At 73.9% G+C, this 21,832-nt stretch carries 13 protein-coding genes; 9 read left to right on the forward strand and 4 right to left on the reverse strand.

Annotated elements, in window-relative coordinates:
- Window positions 1-2 precede the first annotated feature (2 nt).
- Window positions 3-848, forward strand: a complete 846-nt coding sequence (locus tag AB0J42_RS20490; RefSeq protein ID WP_364296592.1) for an alpha/beta fold hydrolase — start codon at window positions 3-5, stop codon at window positions 846-848.
- Window positions 849-898: 50 nt separating this feature from the next.
- On the opposite strand, the gene AB0J42_RS20495 is transcribed toward AB0J42_RS20490, so the two are convergent.
- The 4 genes from AB0J42_RS20495 to AB0J42_RS20510 form a co-directional block, all read right to left on the reverse strand.
- On the reverse strand, window positions 899-3,067 hold the full coding sequence (locus AB0J42_RS20495) for a xanthine dehydrogenase family protein molybdopterin-binding subunit (protein WP_364296594.1): 2,169 nt from the start codon (window positions 3,065-3,067) through the stop codon (window positions 899-901).
- The gene (locus AB0J42_RS20500; protein ID WP_364296596.1) at window positions 3,064-4,047 is read right to left on the reverse strand and encodes a xanthine dehydrogenase family protein subunit M; all 984 of its coding nucleotides are present in this window, start codon (window positions 4,045-4,047) and stop codon (window positions 3,064-3,066) included. The genes AB0J42_RS20495 and AB0J42_RS20500 overlap by 4 nt, the downstream gene beginning before the upstream one ends.
- Window positions 4,044-4,496 (reverse strand): (2Fe-2S)-binding protein, encoded by a 453-nt coding sequence (locus AB0J42_RS20505; RefSeq protein ID WP_364296735.1) that lies wholly within the window; start codon window positions 4,494-4,496, stop codon window positions 4,044-4,046. The genes AB0J42_RS20500 and AB0J42_RS20505 overlap by 4 nt, the downstream gene beginning before the upstream one ends.
- A gap of 369 nt (window positions 4,497-4,865) precedes the next feature.
- Window positions 4,866-5,525, reverse strand: a complete 660-nt coding sequence (locus AB0J42_RS20510) for a DNA-binding response regulator (protein ID WP_364296598.1) — start codon at window positions 5,523-5,525, stop codon at window positions 4,866-4,868.
- Between the two features lie 102 nt (window positions 5,526-5,627).
- On the opposite strand from AB0J42_RS20510, the gene AB0J42_RS20515 reads away from it, so the two are divergent.
- The 8 genes from AB0J42_RS20515 (at window position 5,628) to AB0J42_RS20550 (ending at window position 21,799) form a co-directional block, all read left to right on the forward strand.
- Window positions 5,628-6,539 carry an aldo/keto reductase gene (locus tag AB0J42_RS20515; RefSeq protein ID WP_364296600.1) on the forward strand — a complete coding sequence of 304 codons (912 nt, stop codon included), beginning with the start codon at window positions 5,628-5,630 and terminating at the stop codon, window positions 6,537-6,539.
- A 405-nt stretch (window positions 6,540-6,944) separates the two neighbouring features.
- Window positions 6,945-12,299, forward strand: coding sequence for an amino acid adenylation domain-containing protein (locus AB0J42_RS20520; RefSeq protein WP_364296602.1), 5,355 nt, complete (start codon window positions 6,945-6,947; stop codon window positions 12,297-12,299).
- The gene (locus AB0J42_RS20525) at window positions 12,296-13,813 is read left to right on the forward strand and encodes an AMP-binding protein (protein WP_364296604.1); all 1,518 of its coding nucleotides are present in this window, start codon (window positions 12,296-12,298) and stop codon (window positions 13,811-13,813) included. Before AB0J42_RS20520 ends, AB0J42_RS20525 begins: the two co-directional genes overlap by 4 nt.
- Window positions 13,810-15,306, forward strand: coding sequence for a condensation domain-containing protein (locus AB0J42_RS20530; protein WP_364296606.1), 1,497 nt, complete (start codon window positions 13,810-13,812; stop codon window positions 15,304-15,306). The genes AB0J42_RS20525 and AB0J42_RS20530 overlap by 4 nt, the downstream gene beginning before the upstream one ends.
- Window positions 15,306-15,542, forward strand: a complete 237-nt coding sequence (locus tag AB0J42_RS20535; RefSeq protein WP_364296608.1) for an acyl carrier protein — start codon at window positions 15,306-15,308, stop codon at window positions 15,540-15,542. The genes AB0J42_RS20530 and AB0J42_RS20535 overlap by 1 nt, the downstream gene beginning before the upstream one ends.
- Window positions 15,539-16,837, forward strand: coding sequence for a condensation domain-containing protein (locus AB0J42_RS20540; protein ID WP_364296610.1), 1,299 nt, complete (start codon window positions 15,539-15,541; stop codon window positions 16,835-16,837). Before AB0J42_RS20535 ends, AB0J42_RS20540 begins: the two co-directional genes overlap by 4 nt.
- An 88-nt stretch (window positions 16,838-16,925) precedes the next feature.
- A complete protein-coding gene (locus AB0J42_RS20545; RefSeq protein WP_364296612.1) occupies window positions 16,926-18,785 on the forward strand; it encodes a non-ribosomal peptide synthetase in 1,860 nt (619 codons plus the stop codon).
- Window positions 18,782-21,799: a condensation domain-containing protein gene (locus AB0J42_RS20550; protein ID WP_364296614.1), complete on the forward strand. Its 3,018-nt coding sequence runs from the start codon at window positions 18,782-18,784 to the stop codon at window positions 21,797-21,799. Before AB0J42_RS20545 ends, AB0J42_RS20550 begins: the two co-directional genes overlap by 4 nt.
- The last annotated feature ends 33 nt before the right edge of the window (window positions 21,800-21,832 follow it).

Genomic DNA, 21,832 nt, shown 5'->3' on the forward strand with positions numbered 1-21,832 from the left:
TCATGTCCGCGCTGGTTTTAGTCCACGGTTTCTGGCACGGCTCCTGGTGCTGGAGCGAAGTCGTCCCCTATACGGTGGCCGCCGGGCGTCTGACCGTGGCGGTGGACATGGCGGGGCACGGGCTGTACGCCCGCCGTCCCCGCTGGTTCACCGAGCAGCCGTACGATCCCGAGAAGGCCGGCACCGAGGTGTCGCCGGTGGCGGACGTGACTCTCGACGACGCGGCCGAGCTGCTGACCGAGCAGATCAAGCGGGCCGGCGGTGGCGGGCCGGTCACGGTGGTCGCCCACAGCGCGGCCGGTCCCGTACTGACGCGCGTGGCCCAGCAGACGCCCGAGCTGGTGGCGCACGCCGTCTACCTCACCGCCTACATGCCGCCGTCGGACGTCTCCGCGGCGGCGTACACGCGGATTCCGGAGGCCGCCGACGGCCTGGTCGGGCCGCTGCTGAAGGGGGACCCGGCCCAGACGGGCGCGCTCCGGCTCGACTTCGCCACGGACGACGCGGCCTACCGGCAGGGCCTGTACGAGGCGTTCTACGGGGACGTGGACCGGGGCCTCGCCGACGCCGCGAGCGGGCTGCTGACTCCCGACAGCCCGGGCGGCATCATGATGGGCACCACCACCCTGACGCGTGAGGGCTGGGGGTCGGTGCCGCGCACGTACATCGTCTGTACGAACGACCAGGCGCTCCGGCCGGCCGTGCAGGAGAAGTTCATCGCGGAGGCCGACGCGGCGTTCCCCGGCAACCCGACCTCCGTCGTCAGGCTCGACGCCTCCCACTCGCCCTTCTTCTCGATGCCGGGCGAACTGGCGGAAATTCTCATCCCGCTCGGCCGGAACGGCTGACGAAGAGGACACCGGAAGGCCCGCCGAGGCGGGCCTGAAGACCGTGCGGGTCAGAGCAGCTTGTCCAGCGTGAAGGGGGCGTCCCTGAGACGCCGCCCGATGGCGTGGTAGATCGCGTTGCCGATGGCCGCGGGCACGCCGGTGCCGGGCGTCTCGCCGAACCCGCGGATCTTGGTCACCTCCGCGCCCGGCCGGTCCACGAACAGCGCCTCGATCGACGGCGTGTCCGCGCAGACCGGGACCAGGTAGGTGGACAGGTTCGGGTTGACGACCCGCGCGGTGTCCGGGTCCACCATCGTCCGCTCCATCAGCGCGAAGCCGAGCCCCCACATCACCCCGCCGATGACCTGGCCGCGCGCGGTCCGGCGGTTGAGCACCCGTCCGAGGTCGTGCGCGGTCACCACCCGGGTCACGCGCAGCCTGCCCAGCCTCGGCTGGATCCGCACCTCCACGAACGCCGCGCCGAACGCGTGCCCTGGCGTGCTGTCCTGCTCGTCACTGGTCGTCTGGACGGAGCGGCCGTGGCGGCGCATGACCTCGCGGTAGGTGTCCCTGCGGCCGCCCGGCCCGAGCAGCGAGCCGTCCCGGGCCACGACGTCGTCGGCGGACGCGCCGTGCAGCGGGGAGCGCGGGTCGGCGACGGCGAGCGCGATCACGGCCGCCCGCGCCTCCGCCGCCGCCTGGGCCGCCGGGCGGGCCACGCTGGGCATGGTGGACGACCCCGCCGACAGGGACGCGGGAGGGTACGCGGTGTCGCCCAGCAGCGTCGTGACATGGTCGAGCGGCAGGCCGAGCCCGTCGGCGACGATCTGGGTGAGCACGGTGTAGGTGCCGGTGCCGATCTCCTGGGTGGCGGTCCGCAGGGTCGCGCGCCCGTCGGAGCCGACGGTGAGGCGGACCGTGGAAGGGATGACGGCGTGGGTGTGGGTCTCGGTGGCCATGCCCCACCCGACGTACTCGTCGCCGTCCCTGGTCCTGCCCGGCCGGGGGTCGCGCCGGGCCCAGCCGAACGCCTCGGCCGCGGCGCGGTAGCACTCCAGCAGCCGCTTGTCCTCGTACGGCCCCTCAGGGTCCGGCGGCTGGCGGGCGTCGGCGTGGTTGCGGATCCGCAGCTCCACCGGGTCGATGCCGAGCTCGTAGCTCAGCTCGTCCATCGCGGTCTCGAGGCCGAAGTGGGAGGTCGTCTCCGGCGAGCGCATGTAGCTCGACGTCGGCAGGTCGAGCCGTACTCCCTCCTGCCGTACGTGCAGGTTGGGGCAGGCGTACAGCCGGACCGTGGAGTCGCTGCCGTTGTAGATGTGACCGTCGACGCGGGTCACCTGGGAGGTCGAGGTGCTGACGATGGCGGTCAGCCTGCCCTCCCGGGTCGCGCCGAGCCGCAGGTGGTGGCGGTACTCGGCGCGGTGGCCGTTGGAGGTGTACATCTGCGCGCGCGACAGCACCAGCCTCACCGGCCGGCCGCAGACTCGCGCCGCCGCCGCGGTGAGCAGCGTGTGCGGATAGGTCGGCCCCTTGGCGCCGAAACCGCCGCCCAGGTAGGGGGAGACGACCCGGACGCTGACCTCCTCGCCGAACGCCTCCCCGACGCGGGCGCGGGCGAGGACCACGCCCTGGGTGCTCTCGTACAGCGTCAGCGTGCGCTCGTCCTCCCAGACGGCGGTGGTGGTGTGCGGCTCGATCGGGTTGTGGTGCTGCATCGGGCTGCTGTAGGTCTGGTCGACCCGTACCGCCGCCTGCTCGAACGCCGCGGCGGCGTCGCCGCGGACGATCTCGTTGGGCCTGTCGCGGAAATTGTCCGGCAGGAACGCCTCGTCGAGCGCGTCCGCCATCCGGGCGACCGGGTCCTCCGCCCGATAGCGCACCTTCACCAGGGCCGCGGCCTCCTGCGCCTGCTCCAGGGTCTCCGCCACGACGTACGCGACGGGCTGCCCCTGGTGGTGCACGCGCGTGTCCTGCATGGGGACGAAAGTCCTGTTGTACGGGAACTCCGGCGTTCTCAGCTTGGGCATGTCGTCGTGGGTGTAGACCGCGACCACGCCGGGATGCGCCAGCGCCGCCCGGCGGTCGATCTCCAGGACCTCGCCCCGGGCGATCGTGCTCATCACCAGGGCGCCGTGCAGCACCCCGGGCACCTGCTGATCCGCCGCGTAGCGGGCCGCGCCGGTGACCTTCGCCCGGCCGTCCACCCGCGCCACGCCGCGCCCCACCAGCCCGCTCATCGGAGCCCTCCCAGTTCGCTGAGGACGCTCATCAGCGCCCGCTGGACGAGCTCGGTCTTGAACCCGTTCCCTTCGTACGAGGTCGCGTCCCTCACCAGGACCCGGCCCGCCTCGTCGATCGACTGCCGGGTGAGCGGCCGGCCTTGGAGCGCCGCCTCGACGCGGGTGTCGCGCCACGGCCGGGTGCCCACGCCGCCGAACGCCAGCCGTACGTCCCGTACGACACCGCCCCTCGTCCGCAGCGCCGCCGCGACCGACACCACCGCGAACTCGAACGTGGCCCGGTCGCGCAGCTTGAGGTAGCGCGACTGCCCGGCCAGGGCGGTGCGCGGCACGTCCACCCTGGTGATCAGCTCGCCGGGGCGCATCGCGGTCTCCCGGTCCGGGGTGGACCCGGGGAGGAGGTAGAAGTCGGCGATGGGGACGGCGCGCTCGCCGCCGGGGCCGAGCAGGCGCACGGTCGCGTCCAGGGCGGTCAGCGCCACCGCCAGGTCCGAAGGGTGGGTGGCGATGCAGTGCTCGCTGCCGCCCAGGATCGCGTGTCCCCGGTTCTGGCCGGTGATCGCCGGGCAGCCGCTGCCTCGTACCCGCTTGTTGCAGGGCGAGGCCGCGTCGCGGAAGTACCCGCACCGGGTGCGCTGCAGCAGGTTGCCGCCGATCGAGGCCATGTTGCGCACCTGCGGGGACGCCGAGGCCAGCAGCGCCTCAGACAGCACCGGGAAGTCCCGCCGCACGCCGGGGTGCTCGGCGACCCGCCGCATCCGGGCCGCCGCTCCGATCCGCAGCGAGCCGGCGCCGGCAGTGATGTCGCTGAGTTCCAGCCGGTTGACGTCGATGAGGTGGTCGTGGGCCTCCGCGCCGTCGCGCATCAGGTTGAGCAGGTCGGTGCCGCCCGCCACGAACGTCGAGCCGGGGGTGTTCGCGGCCGCCCGCACCGCCTCGGCCGGATCGCGGGCGACCGTGTAGCCGAAGGCCCTCATCGCCGCACCTCCTTGGCGGCGTCGGCGACGGCGGCGACGATGTTCTGGTACGCCGCGCACCGGCACAGGTTGCCGCTCATCCACTCGCGGATCTCCGCCGCCGATCCCGCATGCCCCTCGTCGATGCAGGCCACGGCGGACATGATCTGACCGGGCGTGCACGCGCCGCACTGGAAGGCGTCGTTGCGGATGAACGCCTCCTGTACGGGGTGCAGCTCGTCTCCGCGGGCCAGCCCTTCCACCGTGGTGATCTCGGCCCCCTGCCGCATCACCGCCAGCGTCAGGCACGACTTGATGCGCTCGCCGTCGACCAGCACCGTGCACGCCCCGCACTCGCCCCGGTCGCAGCCCTTCTTGGTGCCGGTGAGCCCGAGCCGCTCCCGTAGCGCGTCCAGAAGCGTCACCCGCGGCTCGACGGTGACCCGGCGCAGCCGCCCGTTGACCGTCATGGCGACCTGCACCGTCGCCCCCGGCGCGGCGGACGCCTGAGCGGCGGCGGGCGGGGCGGCCCGGACGCCCGCCGCCGCCACGGCCGTGCCCGCCGCGGCGACCTTGAACACCGTACGGCGGCTGGGCGTGCCGAGGAGGTGCCGGCGCGGCGGCCTGTCCGGTTCGAAGGTGAATCTGCTGCCGTAGAAGACCATCATGCTCCTTGTCGGTACGGAACCGGCTCTCGTCCGGTCCTTGGCCCCGCGAGCACCTTCCGGCCGCATGCCCGTGACCGGACGGCATGTAATCAATGGCAACAGTATTTCGTTAGCGGTGATGCCAGTCAAGAGCCGATAACAGATATCCGTTAACGACGCTATCGTCCGGCTCTAGACCAGGCCCAGCTCGCGCGCCCGTACACCCGCCTGGAACCGCGAGTCCGCGCCCAGCGCGGCCATCAGCTCGGCGACCCGCCGCCGATACGTCCGCAGGCCCAGGCCCAGCTGCCGGGCGGCGGCCTCGTCCTTGACCCCCTGGCCGAGCAGGTCCAGCACCGCGGGCGCGAGCTCGCGGATCTCGGCGACCTGCGCGCTGTAGACGGCGAGATCCGTCGCCGACCGCCACGCCGTCTCGAACAGCGACATCACACCCTGCACGGTCTCCGGCTGAGTGATCACGCTGTAACTGCGCTGACCCGTCCTGATGTCGCCCGCCAGAATCACGACCCGCCGGTCGATGACGATCGTCTCGTTGATCTCCTCGGCGGTGATGCGGATCCGCGCGCCGAGCTCGTCGCGGCGCCGCGCCAGCTCCCGCGAGGACGCCGAGTCCAGCAGCAGCCCGGACGGATAGATCTTGCGGATGCGCACCTCGCCCAGCCGCCCCGCGATCGCGTCCGGCTGATGGTCGGCCACCCAGCTGGTGAGACCGGCCGCCGCGCATGCCAGGTCGGTGACGGTCGCGAACAGGTGACCCGTCCGCCGGAACAGCTCTTCCTCGCCACGCACGATCGTGACCGATTCGCCCGCGCGTACGAGCCCGTCGCTCATCCTCACTCCATCGATTCTGACCGATCCGGCCGCGCCGTGGACGGATCGGCAGCTTGCTGCCAAACCCTGACAAGCGCCCGAGCCCGCTCGCACGCTGAGAACATGACGACCACCAACCAGCCGAACGCCGGCGCCGCAGGAACCTGGAAGCTCGGCGACCGTACCGTCAACCGGATGGGCTTCGGCGCGATGCGCCTGCCCGGCATGCCCTGGGACGAGAAGCCCACAGACCGCGCCGGCGCCATCGCCGTCCTGCGCCGCGCCGTCGAACTCGGCGTCAACCACATCGACACCGCCGCCTTCTACTTCATGCCCACCCGCTCCGCCAACGAACTGATCAGCACCGCGCTCCAGCCCTACCCCGACGACCTCGTCATCGCCACCAAGGTCGGAGCCGCCCGCACCCGCGACGGCGCCTTCGAATACGGCCGGCCCGACCAGCTGCGCGGCCAGGTCGAGGAGAACATCCGCCAGCTCGGGCTCGACCACCTCGACCTCGTCAACCTCCGCTGGGGCCTCGGCCTGGACAAGCAGCCCGGCTCCGTCGCCGAACACTTCGGCGCCCTCGCCGAACTCCGCGACGCGGGCCTGATCCGCCACCTCGGCATCTCCAACATCGACGCCGACCAGCTGAACGAGGCGATGACGATCGCGCCGGTGGCCACCGTGCAGAACCGGTACGGCCTGACCGAACGGCAGGACGAAGCCCTCGTCGACACCTGCGCCGCCCACGGCATCGCCTTCGTGCCCTTCTTCACCGTCGCCACCTCGGTCCCCGGCGGCACCGGGCACGACGGCCCCGACGAGACCGGCCAGGCCGAGGTCGCCCGGGTCGCCCAGGCCCACGGCGTCACGCCGGCCCAGGTGCGGCTCGCCTGGACCCTCCACCGCGGCGACCACATCCTCGCCATCCCCGGCACCGGCCGGCTCACGCACCTGGAGGAGAACATCGCGGCGGGCGGCCTGCGGCTGAGCGACGACGACCTGGCCCTGCTCGACGGCATCACCGGCTGAGCCACGCGCCGGGCAGCGTTCGCGGAGATCCCCCGGTCAGGGACATCACGGGCGAGCGCCACGGCCGGGCGCCCCGGTCCGTGAGAGCGCTCCCAAAATTCTGACGGAAAGCGTTTCCTGACTGTCAAGGCACGGAGATTCGCGGCAGCCGGAAACCACCTGACTACATGCACACATCGCGAATGGTGGGTGTTAGACCACGCTGAGCAGTCGAAAATGTGAATCAAGTGCTTGACCTGGAAGGAGGCTAAACCTAGCCTCGGCGTGGGAGCGTTCCCAAACTCCGATCTTGGCCTGGCCTCGCGGCTATGCCGATCGCATTTCAGCACATCCCGGTCCGGGGCGGCAACGGCGCGGGCCTCATACGGGTACCGGCACCACCGCGTGTTCCGAGGAGATAGACGCGTGACCAGGAGCGCCCTTTCACCTGCCAAGCAGGCTCTGCTGGAGCGTCGCCTGCGGGCACGCGCCGCCAAGGTCAGCGTCCCGCGCCGAGATCCCGGCAGCGCGCCGCCGCCGTCGGCGATGCAGGAACGCCTGTGGTTCCTGGAGCAGTACGCGCCGGGCACCAGCGCGTACACGGTGCCGTTCGCCGTCCGGCTGACCGGCGACCTCGACGAGAACGCGCTGGCCGGGGCGTTGACCGAGCTCACACGGCGGCACGAGAGCCTGCGCACGAGCCTGGTGACCACCCCGGACGGCCGCCCCGAGGTGGTGATCGCCGAGGAACCGATCGTGGAGTTCCGCGTCACCGGCGACCCCGGCGAGATCGATCGTGAGCTGGCCCGGCCGTTCGACCTGGCCCGCCCGCCGCTGCTGCGCGCCCTGCTGGTGCGGCTCGCGTCGCAGGGCGCCCCGCCGGAGCACGTGCTGCTGCTCACCATGCACCACGCCATCACCGACGGCTGGTCGTGCGACATCCTGTTCCAGGAACTGCTGGCGCTGCACGCGGGCCGCGAGCTGCCCCCGGTGCCGCTGCAGTTCGGCGACTACGCCCAGTGGCAGCACGGTCGGGCCTTCGACGACGATCTGCGCCACTGGGTGTCCCGGCTGGACGGCGTGCCCGCCCTCGAACTGCCGACCGACCTGCCCCGGCCCGCCGAACAGCGCTGGACCGGCGCCGCCGTGGACGTCGTCGTGGAGCCCGCGCTCACCGCGGCGATCGCGGAGCTGGGCAAGGCGCACCGGGCCACGCCGTACATGACGCTGCTCGCCGCCTTCCAGGTGCTGCTCGGCCGGTTCGCCGGGCAGGACGACTTCGCGGTGGGCTCGCCGGTGTCCGGACGGGAGCTGCCCGAGCTGGAGGGGATCGTCGGGCCGTTCATCAACACCCTGGCCATGCGGGCCGACCTGAGCGGCGACCCGACCTTCGGCGAACTGCTCGGCCGGGTCCGCGACGCCGCCCTGGACGACTTCGCGCACCAGGCGCTGCCGTTCGACCGGCTCGTCACCGAGCTGGCCGTGGAACGGGACGTCAGCCGCACGCCGGTGTACCAGACCATGTTCGCGCTGCAGAACTACCGCGGCGCCACCCTCGACACCTCCGGGCTCGGCGCCGAGCAGTACCCGATCCCCACCGTGGCCAGCCGGTTCGACCTGGCGCTCTACCTCTTCGAGGGCGGCGGCGGGCTGCACGGGCAGCTCGTGTACGCCACCGCGCTGTTCGGCGAGGACACCGCGCGGCGGCTGGCCGGCTGCCTGGAGACGCTCCTGCGGGCGGCGGTCGCCGACCCGGGCCTGCCGATCTCCCGGCTGCCGCTGCTGGCCCCGGACGAGCGGCGGCGCGTGCTGGACCTCGGCGTCGCCGAGCCGGCGCCGCCCGCCGGGATCCGGCTGCTGCACGAGGTCATCGCCGGACAGGAACCCGGAGCGGCCGCCGTGGTCGCAGGAGACGTCACGCTCACCTACGGCGAGCTCGACGCCCGCGCCGAACGGCTGGCCCGGCGGTTACGGGGCCTCGGAGCCGGGCCGGGAGACCGGGTGGCGGTCTGCCTGGAGCAGTCGGCCGGGCTGGCCGTGGCGGTGCTCGGCGTGCTGAAGGCCGGGGCGGCGTACCTGCCGATGGACCCGGAGCATCCGGGGGAGCGGCTGGCGTACGTGGTGGAGGACGCCGGGGTGCGGATCGCGGTGACCGACGCGCCCTCCAGGGAGCGGCTGCCCGGCGACCTGGCCACGGTCACCCTCGACGGCGCCGGCGCACTCGGCGACGACGGACCCGAGGCGCCCGCCACCCGCGAGGCGACCCCGGACGACGTGGCCTACGTCATCTACACCTCCGGCACCACCGGACGGCCCAAGGGCGTCGAGATCCAGCACCGGCAGGCGCTGGTCTACCTCGCGGGGCTGCGGGCGCGGCTGGGCCTCGAACCCGGCGGCTCGTACGGGCTGCTGCAGTCGCTGGCCTTCGACTTCGGGGTGACGGTCTTCTACGCCTGCCTGATGACCGGCGGCACGCTGCACATCATCCCGTCGCGCACGGCGGGGCACGAACTGGCCGAGTACGTCAGAGACACCGGCATCGACTACCTCAAGATCACCCCGTCGCACCTGGCCGCGTTACAGGCCGACGTGCTCCCGCGCGAGCTGCTGATCCTCGGCGGCGAGGCGGCGCCGCGCGACTGGGCCGAGGAACTGGCCGCGTCCGGGCGGTGCCGGGTCGTCAACCACTACGGGCCGACCGAGGCGACGGTGGGCGTCACCACCTACCCGGTCGAGGGCACCGGCGGCACGACGACGACGCTGCCCATCGGCCGGCCGCTGCCGGGGGCGCGGTCGTACGTGCTGGACGAGCATCTGCAGCCGGTGCCGATCGGCGTCGCGGGAGAGCTGTACCTGGGCGGGGACCGGCTGGCCCGGGGATACCTCGGCCGTCCCGCGCTGACCGCGGAGCGGTTCTTACCCGACCCGTACGGCCCGCCCGGCGCCCGCATGTACCGGACCGGCGACCTGGCCCGGCACCTGCCCGACGGGAACCTGGAGTTCCTCGGCCGCCGCGACCTGCAGGTGAAGATCCGCGGCTACCGGGTGGAGCTGGCCGAGGTCGAGTCGGTGCTCGCCCGCTGCCCCGGCGTGACGTCGGCGATCATGGACATGCGCGGCGGCCTGCTGGTGGCCTACCTCCTCGGCGAGCCGGGAGCCCCGCGGGAGACGGCCGAGGTGCGGGCGTGGCTGGCCGAGCGGCTGCCCGACTACATGATCCCCGCCCGGTATGTGTGGCTGGACGAGCCGCCGCCGCTGAAGTCGCACGGCAAGGTGGACCGGGCGGCCCTGCCCGACCCGGCCCCCGAGACGACCGGCCGGCACGAGCCGCCGCGGACCGAGGCCGAGCGGGCCGTCGCCGAGGTCTGGGCCGAACTGCTCGACGTCCCCGAGGTCGGCGCCACGGACGACTTCTTCGATCTCGGCGGGCACTCCCTGCTGGCCATGCGGGTGGTGGCCCGGCTCAGGCAGGTGGCGCCGGAGCGTGCCGTCACCGTGCTCGACCTGTTCAAGCACCGCACCGTACGGGAGCTGGCCGCGCTGCTGGAGTCGGCCGCCGACGGCCCGCGCAGCCTGCTGCACCGGCTCACCCCCGCCAGGACGACCACCTCGACGCTGGTCTGCGCGCCGTACGGGGGCGGCAGCGCGGTCATCTACCAGCCGCTCGCGGACGCGCTGCCCGCCGACTGGGCGCTGTACTCCATCGCGGTGCCCGGTCACGAGCTGGGCGAGGAGGCCCGCCCGCTGGACGAGGTCGCCGACGGCTGCGTCCAGGAGATCCTCGACGGCGTCGAGGGCCCCGTCACCCTGTACGGCCACTGCGGGCTCGGCGTGATGCTGATCGCCGAGATCGCCCGCCGGCTGGAGGAGGCCGGGCGTGAGGTCGAGGCTGTGTACCTGGGCGGCGTCTTCCCCTTCGCCCGCCCGCGCGGCCGCCTCGCCGGTCTGACCGATCTCGTCGAGCGCCTCCGCGGCGACCAGGCGTGGATCAACGACCTGCGGGCAGCCGGCCTGGACGTGGACGAGGTCGGCCGCGACCAGCTCCAGCTCATGGTCGCCAACCGGCGGCGCGGCACCCGGCAGGCGGAGCAGTACTTCACCCGCCTGTTCGAGGGGTCCGCGGCCCGGCTGCGGGCGCCGGTGATCGCGCTGGCCGGTGAGCGTGATCCGGCGATGGAGTTCTATCAGGAGCGCTACCGCGAATGGCACGTGCTGTCGGAGCTGACGGCTCTGGTGGTGCTGGACGAGGCAGGCCACTATTTCCTGAAATATCGGGCGGAGGAGCTGGCGGTCATCGTGACCGGCACCCACCGCGCCATCGCCGCCGGACAGGCCGAGCGCCTGCACCGCACCCCCCGCTCGACCTGGTGGCTGGACGGCGTGTCCGACAGATCCGCCCCGGCCGGCGGCGACTCCGGTGACTCTGATGACACGGCGCGGGTGGTCCGGCCGGGGATGGGGCGCTTCGCGGCGGTCGCGGCCGCGCAGCTGGTGTCGATCCTGGGAGCGTCGCTCACCGAGTTCGCCGTGCCGCTGTGGATCTACACGACCACCGGCTCCCTGGTGGACTTCGCGCTCTTCTCGGTGCTCGCGCTCCTGCCCGGCATGCTGGTCGCGCCGCTGGCCGGAGCCATCGTGGACCGGCACGACCGGCGCAAGGTGATGATCGCCGGCGACGTCGCCGCGGGCAGCTCGCAGCTGATCCTCGGCGTGCTGCTGTGGACCGGAAACCTGGCCATCTGGCAGATCTACCCGCTGCTCGCGCTGCTGTCGATCGCGCTGACCTTCCAGCGGTTCGCCTACGCCTCGGCCATCCCGCAACTCGTGCCCAAGCGGTTCCTCGGCCACGCCAACGGGGTGGTGCAGATGGTCACCGGCACCGCGCAGGTGGCGGTGCCGCTGGTCGCGGTCGGGCTGATGGCGGTCATCGGCCTGGAGGGCATCCTGGTCATCGACGTGCTGTCGTACACGATCGCGATCGCGATCGTCCTGGCCGTCCGGTTCCCGCGCAGCATGGCGTGGCGGCGGCGGGAGACGGTCCTGGCGGAGATCGCCGGCGGCTGGCGGCTGGTCTGGGGGAACCGCGGCTTCCGCGGGATGCTGGTGTACTTCGCCGTCCTGAACGTGTTCCTGTCGCCGCTGTTCCTGATGATCTCGCCGCTGGTGCTGTCGTTCGCGACGCTGCAGGACGTCGGGCGGGTGTCGCTGGCGGGCGGGATCGGCGTGCTGGCCGGCGGCGCGCTGATGGCCGTGTGGGGCGGGCCGAGCCGCCGGCGGCTGCACGGCGTGCTGATGTTCACGCTCGCGCTGTCGGTGTTCTGCGTGCTCGTCGGCCTGCGGGCGGACCTGGTGGCCATCGCCGCGGGAGCGTTCGGGATGTCGCTCTGCCTCACGCTGGTCAACGGGGTGTACGCGACGATCATCCAGGTCAAGGTGCCGCAGCGGTTCCACGGGCGGGTCATCGCGCTCAACACGCTCATCGCCTGGTCGACGCTGCCGATCGGGTTCGGGCTGGTGGCGCCGTACGGAGCCGCGGTGTTCGAGCCGCTGATGGCGCCCGACGGGCCGCTGGCCACCACGGCGGGGGTGTTGCTCGGGACCGGCGAGGGGCGCGGGGTCGGGCTGATGTACGTGATCTTCGGCCTGGTCATCGCGCTGATCGTGGCGGTCGCGATGCGGGTGCGGGTGCTGGCCGGGTTCGATCGGGAGGTTCCCGACGCGCTGCCCGATGACCTGGTCGGTGTTCAGGAGTTGCAGCGCAGAGCGGAAGGCGAGTCATGATCGTTCCGGATTTACTGGCCCGGCGGGCCACCGAGGAGCCCGGCCGGGTCGCGCTGGAGGTCGCCGGGGCCGGCACGCTGACCTTCGCGGACTGGCAGGCGCGGGCGGAGGCGCTGGCGCGCGGGCTGGTCCGGCGCGGGGTGCGCCGCGGCGACCGGGTGGGGCTGCTGTTCGGCGCCGACCACTGGCTCGACTTCGCGGTGGCCTACTGCGCCACGCAGCTCGCCGGCGGGGTGGCGGTGCCGATCTCCGACCGGCTCGCGCCGGCCGAGGTGGCGTACATGCTGGAGCACTGCTCGGCGACCGGCGTGCTGCACGCCGCGTCGGCCACGCCGCCCGGCGGCGACCACTGGAGCGCCGTGCCCGCGGAGGTGGAGCCCGGTTCTCAGGACCCCGAGCCGCCGGGTCCGGCGGATCTGGCGCAGATCCTCTACACCTCCGGCACCACGGGACGGCCCAAGGCGGTGGCGGCCACCCACGCCAACCTCACCTACGGCAGCGCCCCCCGGGCCAACCGCCGCAGGTTCGGGCACTCGGATCTGCTGCTGCACGCGTTCCCGATCGGCACCAACGCCGGCCAGGTCATGCTGCTCAACGCGCTGGACGCGCGGCCGACGGTGCTGACCCTGGCCCGCTTCACCCCGGGCAGGTTCGCCAGGCTGATCGAGTCGCGGCGGGTGGGGACCGTGTTCCTGGTGCCCGCGATGGCCCTGGAGCTGCTGAACGCCGGGCTGCACGAACGGCACGACTTCTCCGGCGTGGTCCTGCTCGGGTCGGCGGCCTCGGCCCTGCCGGCGGCGCTGTGCGCGCGGCTGGCGGAGGCGTTCCCCAAGGCGACCGTGACGAACTACTACACCTCGACCGAGGCGGCGCCCGCCCAGACCGTCATGATCTACAACCCGGAGCGGCCCGCGGCCCTGGGCCGGCCGGCGCTCGGCAGCGGGCTGAGGATCACCGGCCCCGACGGCGAGCCGCGGGCGACCGGGGAGACGGGGGAGATCTGGCTGCGCTCGCCCGCCGCCGCGCGCTCGTACTACCGGGACCGGCAGTCCAGCGCGCAGACCTTCCGCGACGGATGGGTGCGGATGGGCGACCTGGGCTATCTGGACGAGGACGGCTACCTGTATCTCGTCGACCGGGAGAGCGACGTCGTCAAGTCCGGGGCGTACAAGGTGTCGACCGTGCAGGTGGAGGGCGCGCTGCACGAGCACCCGGAGGTCGCCGAGGCGGCGGTCACCGGCGTGCCGCACCCCGTGCTGGGGACCGTGCTGGCCGCCGCCGTGGTGCCCCGGACGCGGGCGCCGCAGGTGACGGAGCTGCGGGCCTTCCTCATGACCCGGCTGGCCTCGTACGAGCTGCCGCAACGGGTCGTCTTCGTGGACCGCCTGCCCAGGAACCACTCGGGCAAGGTCGTCAAGTCCGGCCTGCGCGACCTGATCGAGCAGGCGGACCAGGTGATGGAAACGGGCCCGGCGGGCCCGATGGAGATAGCGCGGAAAGAAGGCGAAAGATGACCGGATCATGGCCTGCCTCCCCTGCGCAGCAGGGGATGTGGCTCACCGAGCGGGCAGGCGCCGCCGGGCGGGCCTTTCACATGCCGCTGGCCGTCCGGCTGGACGGCCCGCTCGACGTGGCAGCCCTGGAGGAGGCGTGCGCGCAGGTGGCGCGCCGGCATCCCGTGCTGGGCGGCGTGCTCGCCGAGGACGGCGGCGAGCTGCGCGTGGTCCCCGGCGCGATGCCGCCCCTGGGCCACGGCCGCGACCTCGAGGAGGAGCTGGCCCGGCCGGTCGACCCGGCCGGCGGGCCCGCCGCCCGGTTCACGCTGATCAGGGAGGACACCAAGCGGCACGTGCTGCTGTTCCAGGCCCATCACGCGGTGTTCGACGGGGAGTCGAAGGACATCCTGCTGCGGGATCTGGCCGCCTGGTACGGGGGAACGGCACCGGCCCCGCTGCCGCTGACCTACCCGGAGGTGACCGAGCAGCAGCGGCTCAGGCTCGCCGAACGGCTGCCGGACGCGCGGCGGTACTGGGCGGACCGGTGGCAGGACCCGCGCGAGCTGTGCCTGCCCGGCCTGAGCGGGGTGTCCGTGGCCGCGGCGCCCGGCGCCGCCCTCGACTTCGCCGTCGAGGACCTCGGCGGGCTCGCCGGGCGGCTGGAGGTCACCCGGTTCGAGGCGGTGCTGGCCGCGTACGGGGCGCTGCTCCACGCGTACGGCAACGCCCGGCCCGCCATCAGCGTGGACCTGTCGACGCGGACCGACCAGAGCCGGGACCACCTGGGCACCTTCGTCAGCGAACTGCCCGTGATCGGCACGCCCGAGGGCGGCACGTTCGGCGAGGCCGCCAGGAACCTGCGGGCCGAGCTGCGGCGGATGTACCGCCATCGCGAGGTCCCGCTGGCCAGGGCCGTCGACGGGATCAGCCCGCGGGCCGCGCTCACCCCCGTGTCGCTCAGCTACCGGCGGCGGCCGGAGACGAGCCCGCTCTTCCCCGGGCTGGGCGCGTCGGTGGAGTGGATGATGTTCAACGGCTGGGTGCGCAACACCCTCCACCTGCAGATCGTCGACGACCAGACCGGCACGGCGGCACGGCTGCAGTACAACCCGGCACTCCTCGACCGGGCGGGCGCCGAGCGCGTCCGCGACGACCTCGTCGCGCTGCTGGCGGCGCTCGCCGCGGACCCGGAGGCGCCGCTGGACCGGCTGCCGCTGCCCGCCCCCGTCCCCGCCGCGTCCGTCGCCGCCGCCACCGCCGTCAAGGGCGGGCCGGCGGACGCCGAGCTCGTACGGGAGATCCAGGCGATCTTCGCCAAGGAGCTCGAACTGGACGAGGTGGAGGCCGACGACGACCTGTTCGACCTCGGCGGCCACTCCCTCACGATCACCCAGATCATGGCCAGGACCACCGAACGGTTCGGCGTGGAGCTCTCCTTCGAGCTGTTCATCGACGACGCCACCGCCGCGGGCATCGCGGCGGAGGTCGCCCGGCTGCGGGAGGAGGCGTGATGAGGGAACGCCTGGCCGCGCTGATCGCCGAGGCCAGCGACGGCGAGATCACCGCGGCACAGGTGCTGGAGGCCGACTGCTCGCTGACGGCGCTCGGCCTCACCTCGCTGGGCTACATCCGGCTGATCGACGCGATCGAGGACACCTTCGGCGTCGACGTCGAGTTCGACGGCGCCCACGACACCCTCGACGCCCTGGTCGACCACCTGTCCCGGCCGGCGGGCCACTCGTCATGACCAGCCCCGTCACCGTCGAGTTCACCGGCGCCAGGTCCGGCGACGGGCCGCTCACCTGGGGCCAGCGGGCGATCTGGCGGCTCACCGAGTGGCTGCCCCCGGGCGACCCGTACTTCAACATGCCCTGGGTCCTGCCGGTGCACGGCAAGCCCGGCCTGCCGGCCGTCCTCGCCGCCCTCGCGCGGCTGCTCGCACGGCACGACAGCCTGCGGACCACCTGGATCCCCGGCCACCTGGCCGGGGATCCGGCCGGCCTGGTGCAGCGGGTCGCCGGGCAGGGCGGGCTGACGGTCGAGCTGATCGACGCCGCCGGGACCAGGCCCCGCATCCTGGCGGGGGAGATCGCCGCCGAGCTCGCCGCCAAGGGGTTCGACTACGCCGGCGAGCTCCCGCTGCGCTGCGCCGTCGTCATGGACGGCGGCCGGCCGCGCGCGCTGGCGTTCGCGTTCACCCACATGGCGGTGGACGGGCGGGCCCTGGACGTCATCGCGGGGGAGTGGCCGCGGCTGCTGGCCGGCGAGCCGCTGCCGCCGGCCGCGCCGCAGCCGCTCGACCTGGCCGAAGAGGAACGCTCACCGGCGGGGACGGCACGCTGCGAGCGGGCCATGCGGTACTGGCGGGCCGCGCTGGAACGGATGCCCCGTCCCCTGTTCGCCACGCCGCCCGGCACACCGGAGGAGCCCAGGTTCGTCAAGCTCGGCATGGAGTCGGCGGCGCTCGGCGCGGCGGTCACCGGCCTGGCCGCCCGCTGGGAGGTGAGCACCAGCAGCGTGCTGCTCGGCGCGTACGCGTCCCTGCTGTCGCGGCTGACCGGCCGCGGCACGGTCGCGCTGCAGCTCATCGTGGGCAACCGGCACGACCCCCGGCTGGCGCCCATGGTGGCCACCCTCGTCCAGGACGGCATCTTCGTCCTGGACGTGGCCCCGGGCCAGCCGCTCGCCGACGTGGTGCGGGCCGCGCACCGGGGGGTGCTGGCGGCCTACCGGCACGCCCGCTACGACCCGGCGGCCCAGCGGGCGCTGATCGAGGAGACCGGGGCGCCGCCCACCGCCTACTTCAACGACGTCCGGGCCGCCGCAGGCTGGCCGAACCTGCCGCGGCACCCGGCCCCCGGCCGGATCTTCCCCGTGGGGGCCTGGCCGGAGGTGGACGCCGAGGTGTTCTGCACCGTCGGGCCCGCCACCCACACCTGCCGGCTGGACCTGCTCGCCGACACCGCCCTGCTGCCCCGCGAGTCGATCGAGGCGACGCTGGGCGAGGTCGAGACGCTGCTGGTCGCCGAGGAGAGCACATGAGCGCCGGGCACCGGGAGGAATGCCTGGCCCTCATCGACACCGTCTGGACGGACACGCGCCCGTCCAGCCTGCGAGACCGAAAGGCGATATGGATTTGATCGACGACACGGGGGCCACGATCTGGAGCCGCCTGGACGAGTGGCTGGACAAGGCGCCCGACGCGGTGGCCGTGACCGCCCCCGACGGCCAGGTGACCTACCGCGAGCTGCGGCGGCGGGCCGAGGATCTCGCCGGTGTGCTGCGCGGGCACGGGGTCGGCCCCGAGACGCCGGTCGGGTTGTGCCTGGAACGGACCACCGGGATGCTCGTGGCGGTGCTCGCCGTGTGGGCCGCGGGCGGCGCGTACGTGCCGCTGGATCCGGCGTTCCCGGCCGAACGGCTGCGGATGATGCGCGAGGACGCGGGCATCGGCCTGGTGCTGACCCAGGAGGGCGTCGATCCGGCGCTGCTGGACGGCGCTCCCGCCGTGCTCACGCTCTCGCCCGGCGGCCGGCCGCTGACCGGCGGCGCCGCGCCGTCCGGGCCGGGGGAGTTCCCGGACGGGGAGAGCCTGGCGTACCTCATGTTCACCTCGGGGTCCACCGGGCGCCCGAAGGGGGTGGGGGTGCCGCATCGGGCGGTGGCGAACCTCCTGGAGTCGTTCGCCGAGCAGCTGCCGATCGGGCCGGAGGACCGGTGGCTGGCCGTCACCACGCTGTCGTTCGACATCTCGGTCCTGGAGCTGCTGCTGCCCCTGTACACGGGCGGCCGGGTGGTGATCGCGGCCGGCGGGGAGGCCTCCGACGGGTGGGCGCTGCGCGAACGGGCCGCCGCCGAGGACGTCACGATCATGCAGGCGACCCCGGCGGGCTGGCGCGTCCTGCTGGAGTCCGGCGGCGTGCCCGCGACGATCAGGACCCGGCTGTGCGGTGGTGAGGCGCTGCCCCGCGACCTGGCCGACGCGCTGCTGGCCGACGGCGCCGAGGTGTGGAACGTGTACGGCCCCACGGAGACCACCGTCTGGTCCACGGCCGGCCGGGTGCGGCCCGGACCCGGGTCCGTGGACCTCGGCTCGGCCATCGGGCGCACCTCGCTCCACCTGCTGGACGAGGACGGGACGCCGGTCGCCGACGGCGAGGTGGGCGAGCTGTACATCGGCGGCGCCGGGGTCGCCAGGGGATATCACGGGCTGCCCGGCCAGACGGCCGCGCGTTTCCTGCCCGACCCGCACGCCGGCACCCCCGGCGCCCGCATGTACGCCACCGGCGACCTGGCCAGGATCACGCCCACCGGCCGGCTGGAGTACCTGGGCCGCGCCGACCAGCAGGTCAAGGTCAACGGATTCCGCATCGAACTCGGCGAGATCGAGACCACCCTGCGCGCGTCGGCCGAGGTGAAGGACGCCGCGGTCGCCGTCCGGGACGGCCGTCTGGTGGCCTACCTGGTCCCGCGGGATGACGACGTGGACTGGGCCGCGCTGCGCGAGCGGCTGGGCGCCACGCTCCCCGACTACATGGTCCCGGTCCGGCACACGACCCTGACGTCCCTGCCGCTCACCCCCAACGGCAAGCTCGACCGGGCCGCCCTGCCCGCCCCGTCGTGGACGCGCGACGGCACCGCGTCCTACACCGCCCCGGCCGCCGGGGTCGAGTCCGAGCTCGCCGAGATCTGGGCGGACGTGCTCGACGTCACCGAGCCCATCGGCGCCGACGACGACTTCTTCGAGCTCGGCGGTCACTCGATCGCCGCGATCCAGATCATCGCCAGGGTGCAGGCCAGGTACGGTCTCGAGGTGCCGATCGTGGCCCTGTTCGAGTATTCGACGATCGCCGGGTTCGCCGCCCAGCTCGACGAACTGGGCGACGCCGAGCTCAGCCTGACCGACGTCGCCGCCCTCCGCGACGAGCTGGACGGCCTCAGCGACGAGGAGCGCCAAGGGCTGTTCGACGACTTGGCGGCCGGCTCGTGAAAGCGCCGCTGTCGCCGGTGCAGGAGCGGCTCTGGATGCTCCAGCGGCTGCAACCCGGAGACGCCTCGTACACGATGTACCTCGTACGGCGTCTGCGCGGCCGGCTCGACCGCGACGCGTTCACCGCCGCCATCCAGGCGCTCGTGGCCAGGCACGACAACCTGCGGACCGCCTTCGTGGAGGAGGACGGCACGCCCTGGGCGGTGGCCGGACCGGCCGGCTGGGCTCCCCCGGTCGAGTGGCTGGAGGCGGCGGGGGAGCAGGTGGCCGCTCTGGTCGCCGAGCGCACCCACGCCGCCTTCGACCTGGCCGCGGGGGTCCCGCTGCGGATCGCCGTCATCGAGGCCGCCCCGGACGACCACGTGCTGTGCCTGACGCTGCACCACATCCTGGCCGACGGGCACTCCCTGGAGATCATGCTCGACGACCTGGGCGAGCTCTACGCCGCCGCCGTGGAGTCCCGCCCCGCCCGCCTGCCCGGCCTGCCGATCCAGCCCGTCGACTACGCCCGCTGGCAGCGGCGCCGGGCGGACAAGGCCATGCCGTACTGGGCCGGGGCGCTGGCCGGGTTCCCGGTCACCGAGCTGCCCTTCGCCCGCCCCGGCCCCCGGGCGGCCGTCCGGGAGGGCGGGTATCACCGGGTGACGCTCGGCGCGCGGCTGCTCGCCGAGGTGGAGCGGGTGGCCGTGGCCCATCGGGCGACCCCGTTCCAGGTGCTCATGGCGGCCTACCAGGCGCTGCTGTTCCGGCACAGCGGCCAGCGGGACCTGGTGGTCGGCACCGTGACCGCCGGGCGGGACCGGGTCGAGCTGGAGCGGATGGTCGGCAACCTCACCCAGACCCTGCCGCTGCGCGGCGACCTCACCGGCGATCCGACCTTCGCCGAACTGCTCGGGCGGGTCCGGAAGGTGACGCTGGAGGCGATGGGCCGGCCCGCGCCGCTGCTGGAGCGGCTGGCGCGCGGCGTGGAGAACCTGCTGCCGACCGTCTTCATGATGCAGGACTACGCCGCCGAACGGGAGCGCGTATACGGCGGCGTCCGGATGACGCACTACGCGGGCGGCCACGACCAGATCGTCGTGGACCTGGTGGTGGAGGTCTGGCCCGCCGGGGACGAGTTGTCGATCAGCTTCGGGTACGACGGCGCGGTGTTCGACGCCGGCGAGGTGGCCACGATCGCCGACCGCTACCTGACCCTGCTGGCCGGAGCCGTGAGCAGCCCGGACACGCCCGTCTCCCGGCTGCCCGTCTGGGCCGCGCAGGACGAGCAGACGATGGCGGCGATGGCCGAAGGCCCCGTCGAGCCGGTCGAGGGCACGGTGCTGGACCAGGTGGCGGACGTGGTCCGCGCCATGCCGGACGCCGTCGCCGTGCGCTGCGGTGACCAGGTGGTGTCGTACGCGGCGCTCTGGGACCGGGCGGGCGAGATCGCCCGTACCCTGCGCGAGAGCGGCGTGCGGGACGGCGACGTGGTGGCCGTGCGGCTGGCGCCGTCCGCCGAGGTGATCGCCGCACTGCTGGCCGTGTGGCGGGCCGGCGCCGCGTACCTGCCGCTGGACCCCGCCGACCCGCCCGCCCGGCACGCCGACGCCCTGGCCGCCGCGGGCGCCGCCTGGCTGATCGGCGCGGACGGCGTGCGCGCGGTGGGGGAGGGGACCCCGGCCGGCGGGGTCGCCTACGTGATGACCACCTCGGGGTCGTCGGGGCTGCCCAAGGCGGTGCTCGTCGAGCACGGCTCCGTGGCGGCCCGGGTCGGGTGGATGCGGCGGGAGTACGGCCTCGGGCCCGGGGACCACGTGGTGCAGTTCGCGTCGCTGGGCTTCGACACCCACGTGGAGGAGATCTTCCCCGCACTCACCTCGGGGGCGGCGGTGCTGCCGCTGCCGGACGGCCCCGCGAGCCTGCCCGACCTGCTCGCCGGTCCCGACGGGAAGCGGATCACCGTGCTGGACCTGCCGACCGCGTACTGGCACCGGCTCGTCGAGTCGCCGGCGGAGGTGGCCTGGCCGCCCGCGCTGCGGCTGGTGATCCTCGGCGGCGAGCAGGCCGACGCGGCGGCCGTGGCCCGCTGGCACCGCGAGGGCCCCGGCGCCCGGCTCCTCAACACCTACGGACCGACCGAGGCCACGGTCATCGCCACCTGGGCCGAGCTGGACGCGACCGCCGCGGGCGGGCCGCCGCCGATCGGGCGGCCGCTGCCGGCCACGTCGGTGCGGGTGCTGGACGCCCGCGGGGAGCCGCTGCCGCCGGGCGCGGCGGGCGAGCTGGCCATCGGCGGCGCCGGGGTCGCCCGCGGCTACGCCGGGCTGCCCGGGCGGACCGCCGCCGTCTTCGAACCCGACCCGTACGGTGCCCCCGGCGCGCGGCGGCTGCGCACCGGGGACCGGGCGCGGTGGCGGTCCGACGGCCTGCTGGAGTTCCTGGGCCGGCTCGACGACCAGGTCAAGGTCCGCGGGGTACGGATCGAGCCGGGCGAGGTGGAGGCCGCGCTGCGCGCCCACCCCGGCGCCGGCCAGGTCGCCGTGGCCGCCCGCGGCGAGGACCTGGTGGCGTACTTCACCGGACCCGCCGACCCGGCCGAGCTGCGCGCGCACGCCGCGGCCCGGCTGCCGAAGGGCTTCGTGCCGACCCGGTGGCAACGCCTGGCGGAGCTGCCGCTCACCTCCCGGGGCAAGCTCGACCGGGCCGCGCTGCCCGAGCCGGACCGCGTCGCCGGGACGGACCACACCGCCCCGCGCAGCGACAGCGAGGCGCTGGTCGCCGAGGTCTGGGCCGAGGTGCTCGGCCTCGAACGCGTCGGCGTGCTGGACGACCTGCTGGAGCTCGGCGGGCACTCGCTGATGACCACCAGGGTCGCGGCGCGGCTGCGGGCGATGCTGGAGGTGGAGGTGCCGATCCGGGTCGTGTTCGGCTGCGGCACCGTCGCGGAGTTGGCCGAGGCCGTCGAGGACCTGCTGGTCCAGGAGATCGACGCGATGAGCGAGGAAGAGGCGCGGCAAGCCCTGTCGGGGTGAGCCGCTGCCGGGGGCCCGTGGCCCCCGGCAGGC

This window comes from Nonomuraea sp. NPDC049649 (genome assembly GCF_040675175.1).
Lineage (GTDB): Bacteria > Actinomycetota > Actinomycetes > Streptosporangiales > Streptosporangiaceae > Nonomuraea.

What these genes read in the sequence shown, in the direction of transcription:
- AB0J42_RS20490 (WP_364296592.1), top strand. Translation starts at nt 3, where the DNA reads ATGTCCGCGCTGGTTTTAGTCCACGGTTTCTGGCACGGCTCCTGGTGC.
- AB0J42_RS20495 (WP_364296594.1), bottom strand. Translation starts at nt 3,067, where the DNA reads ATGAGCGGGCTGGTGGGGCGCGGCGTGGCGCGGGTGGACGGCCGGGCG.
- AB0J42_RS20500 (WP_364296596.1), bottom strand. Translation starts at nt 4,047, where the DNA reads ATGAGGGCCTTCGGCTACACGGTCGCCCGCGATCCGGCCGAGGCGGTG.
- AB0J42_RS20505 (WP_364296735.1), bottom strand. Translation starts at nt 4,496, where the DNA reads ATGACGGTCAACGGGCGGCTGCGCCGGGTCACCGTCGAGCCGCGGGTG.
- AB0J42_RS20510 (WP_364296598.1), bottom strand. Translation starts at nt 5,525, where the DNA reads ATGAGCGACGGGCTCGTACGCGCGGGCGAATCGGTCACGATCGTGCGT.
- AB0J42_RS20515 (WP_364296600.1), top strand. Translation starts at nt 5,628, where the DNA reads ATGACGACCACCAACCAGCCGAACGCCGGCGCCGCAGGAACCTGGAAG.
- AB0J42_RS20525 (WP_364296604.1), top strand. Translation starts at nt 12,296, where the DNA reads ATGATCGTTCCGGATTTACTGGCCCGGCGGGCCACCGAGGAGCCCGGC.
- AB0J42_RS20530 (WP_364296606.1), top strand. Translation starts at nt 13,810, where the DNA reads ATGACCGGATCATGGCCTGCCTCCCCTGCGCAGCAGGGGATGTGGCTC.
- AB0J42_RS20535 (WP_364296608.1), top strand. Translation starts at nt 15,306, where the DNA reads ATGAGGGAACGCCTGGCCGCGCTGATCGCCGAGGCCAGCGACGGCGAG.
- AB0J42_RS20540 (WP_364296610.1), top strand. Translation starts at nt 15,539, where the DNA reads ATGACCAGCCCCGTCACCGTCGAGTTCACCGGCGCCAGGTCCGGCGAC.
- AB0J42_RS20545 (WP_364296612.1), top strand. Translation starts at nt 16,926, where the DNA reads ATGGATTTGATCGACGACACGGGGGCCACGATCTGGAGCCGCCTGGAC.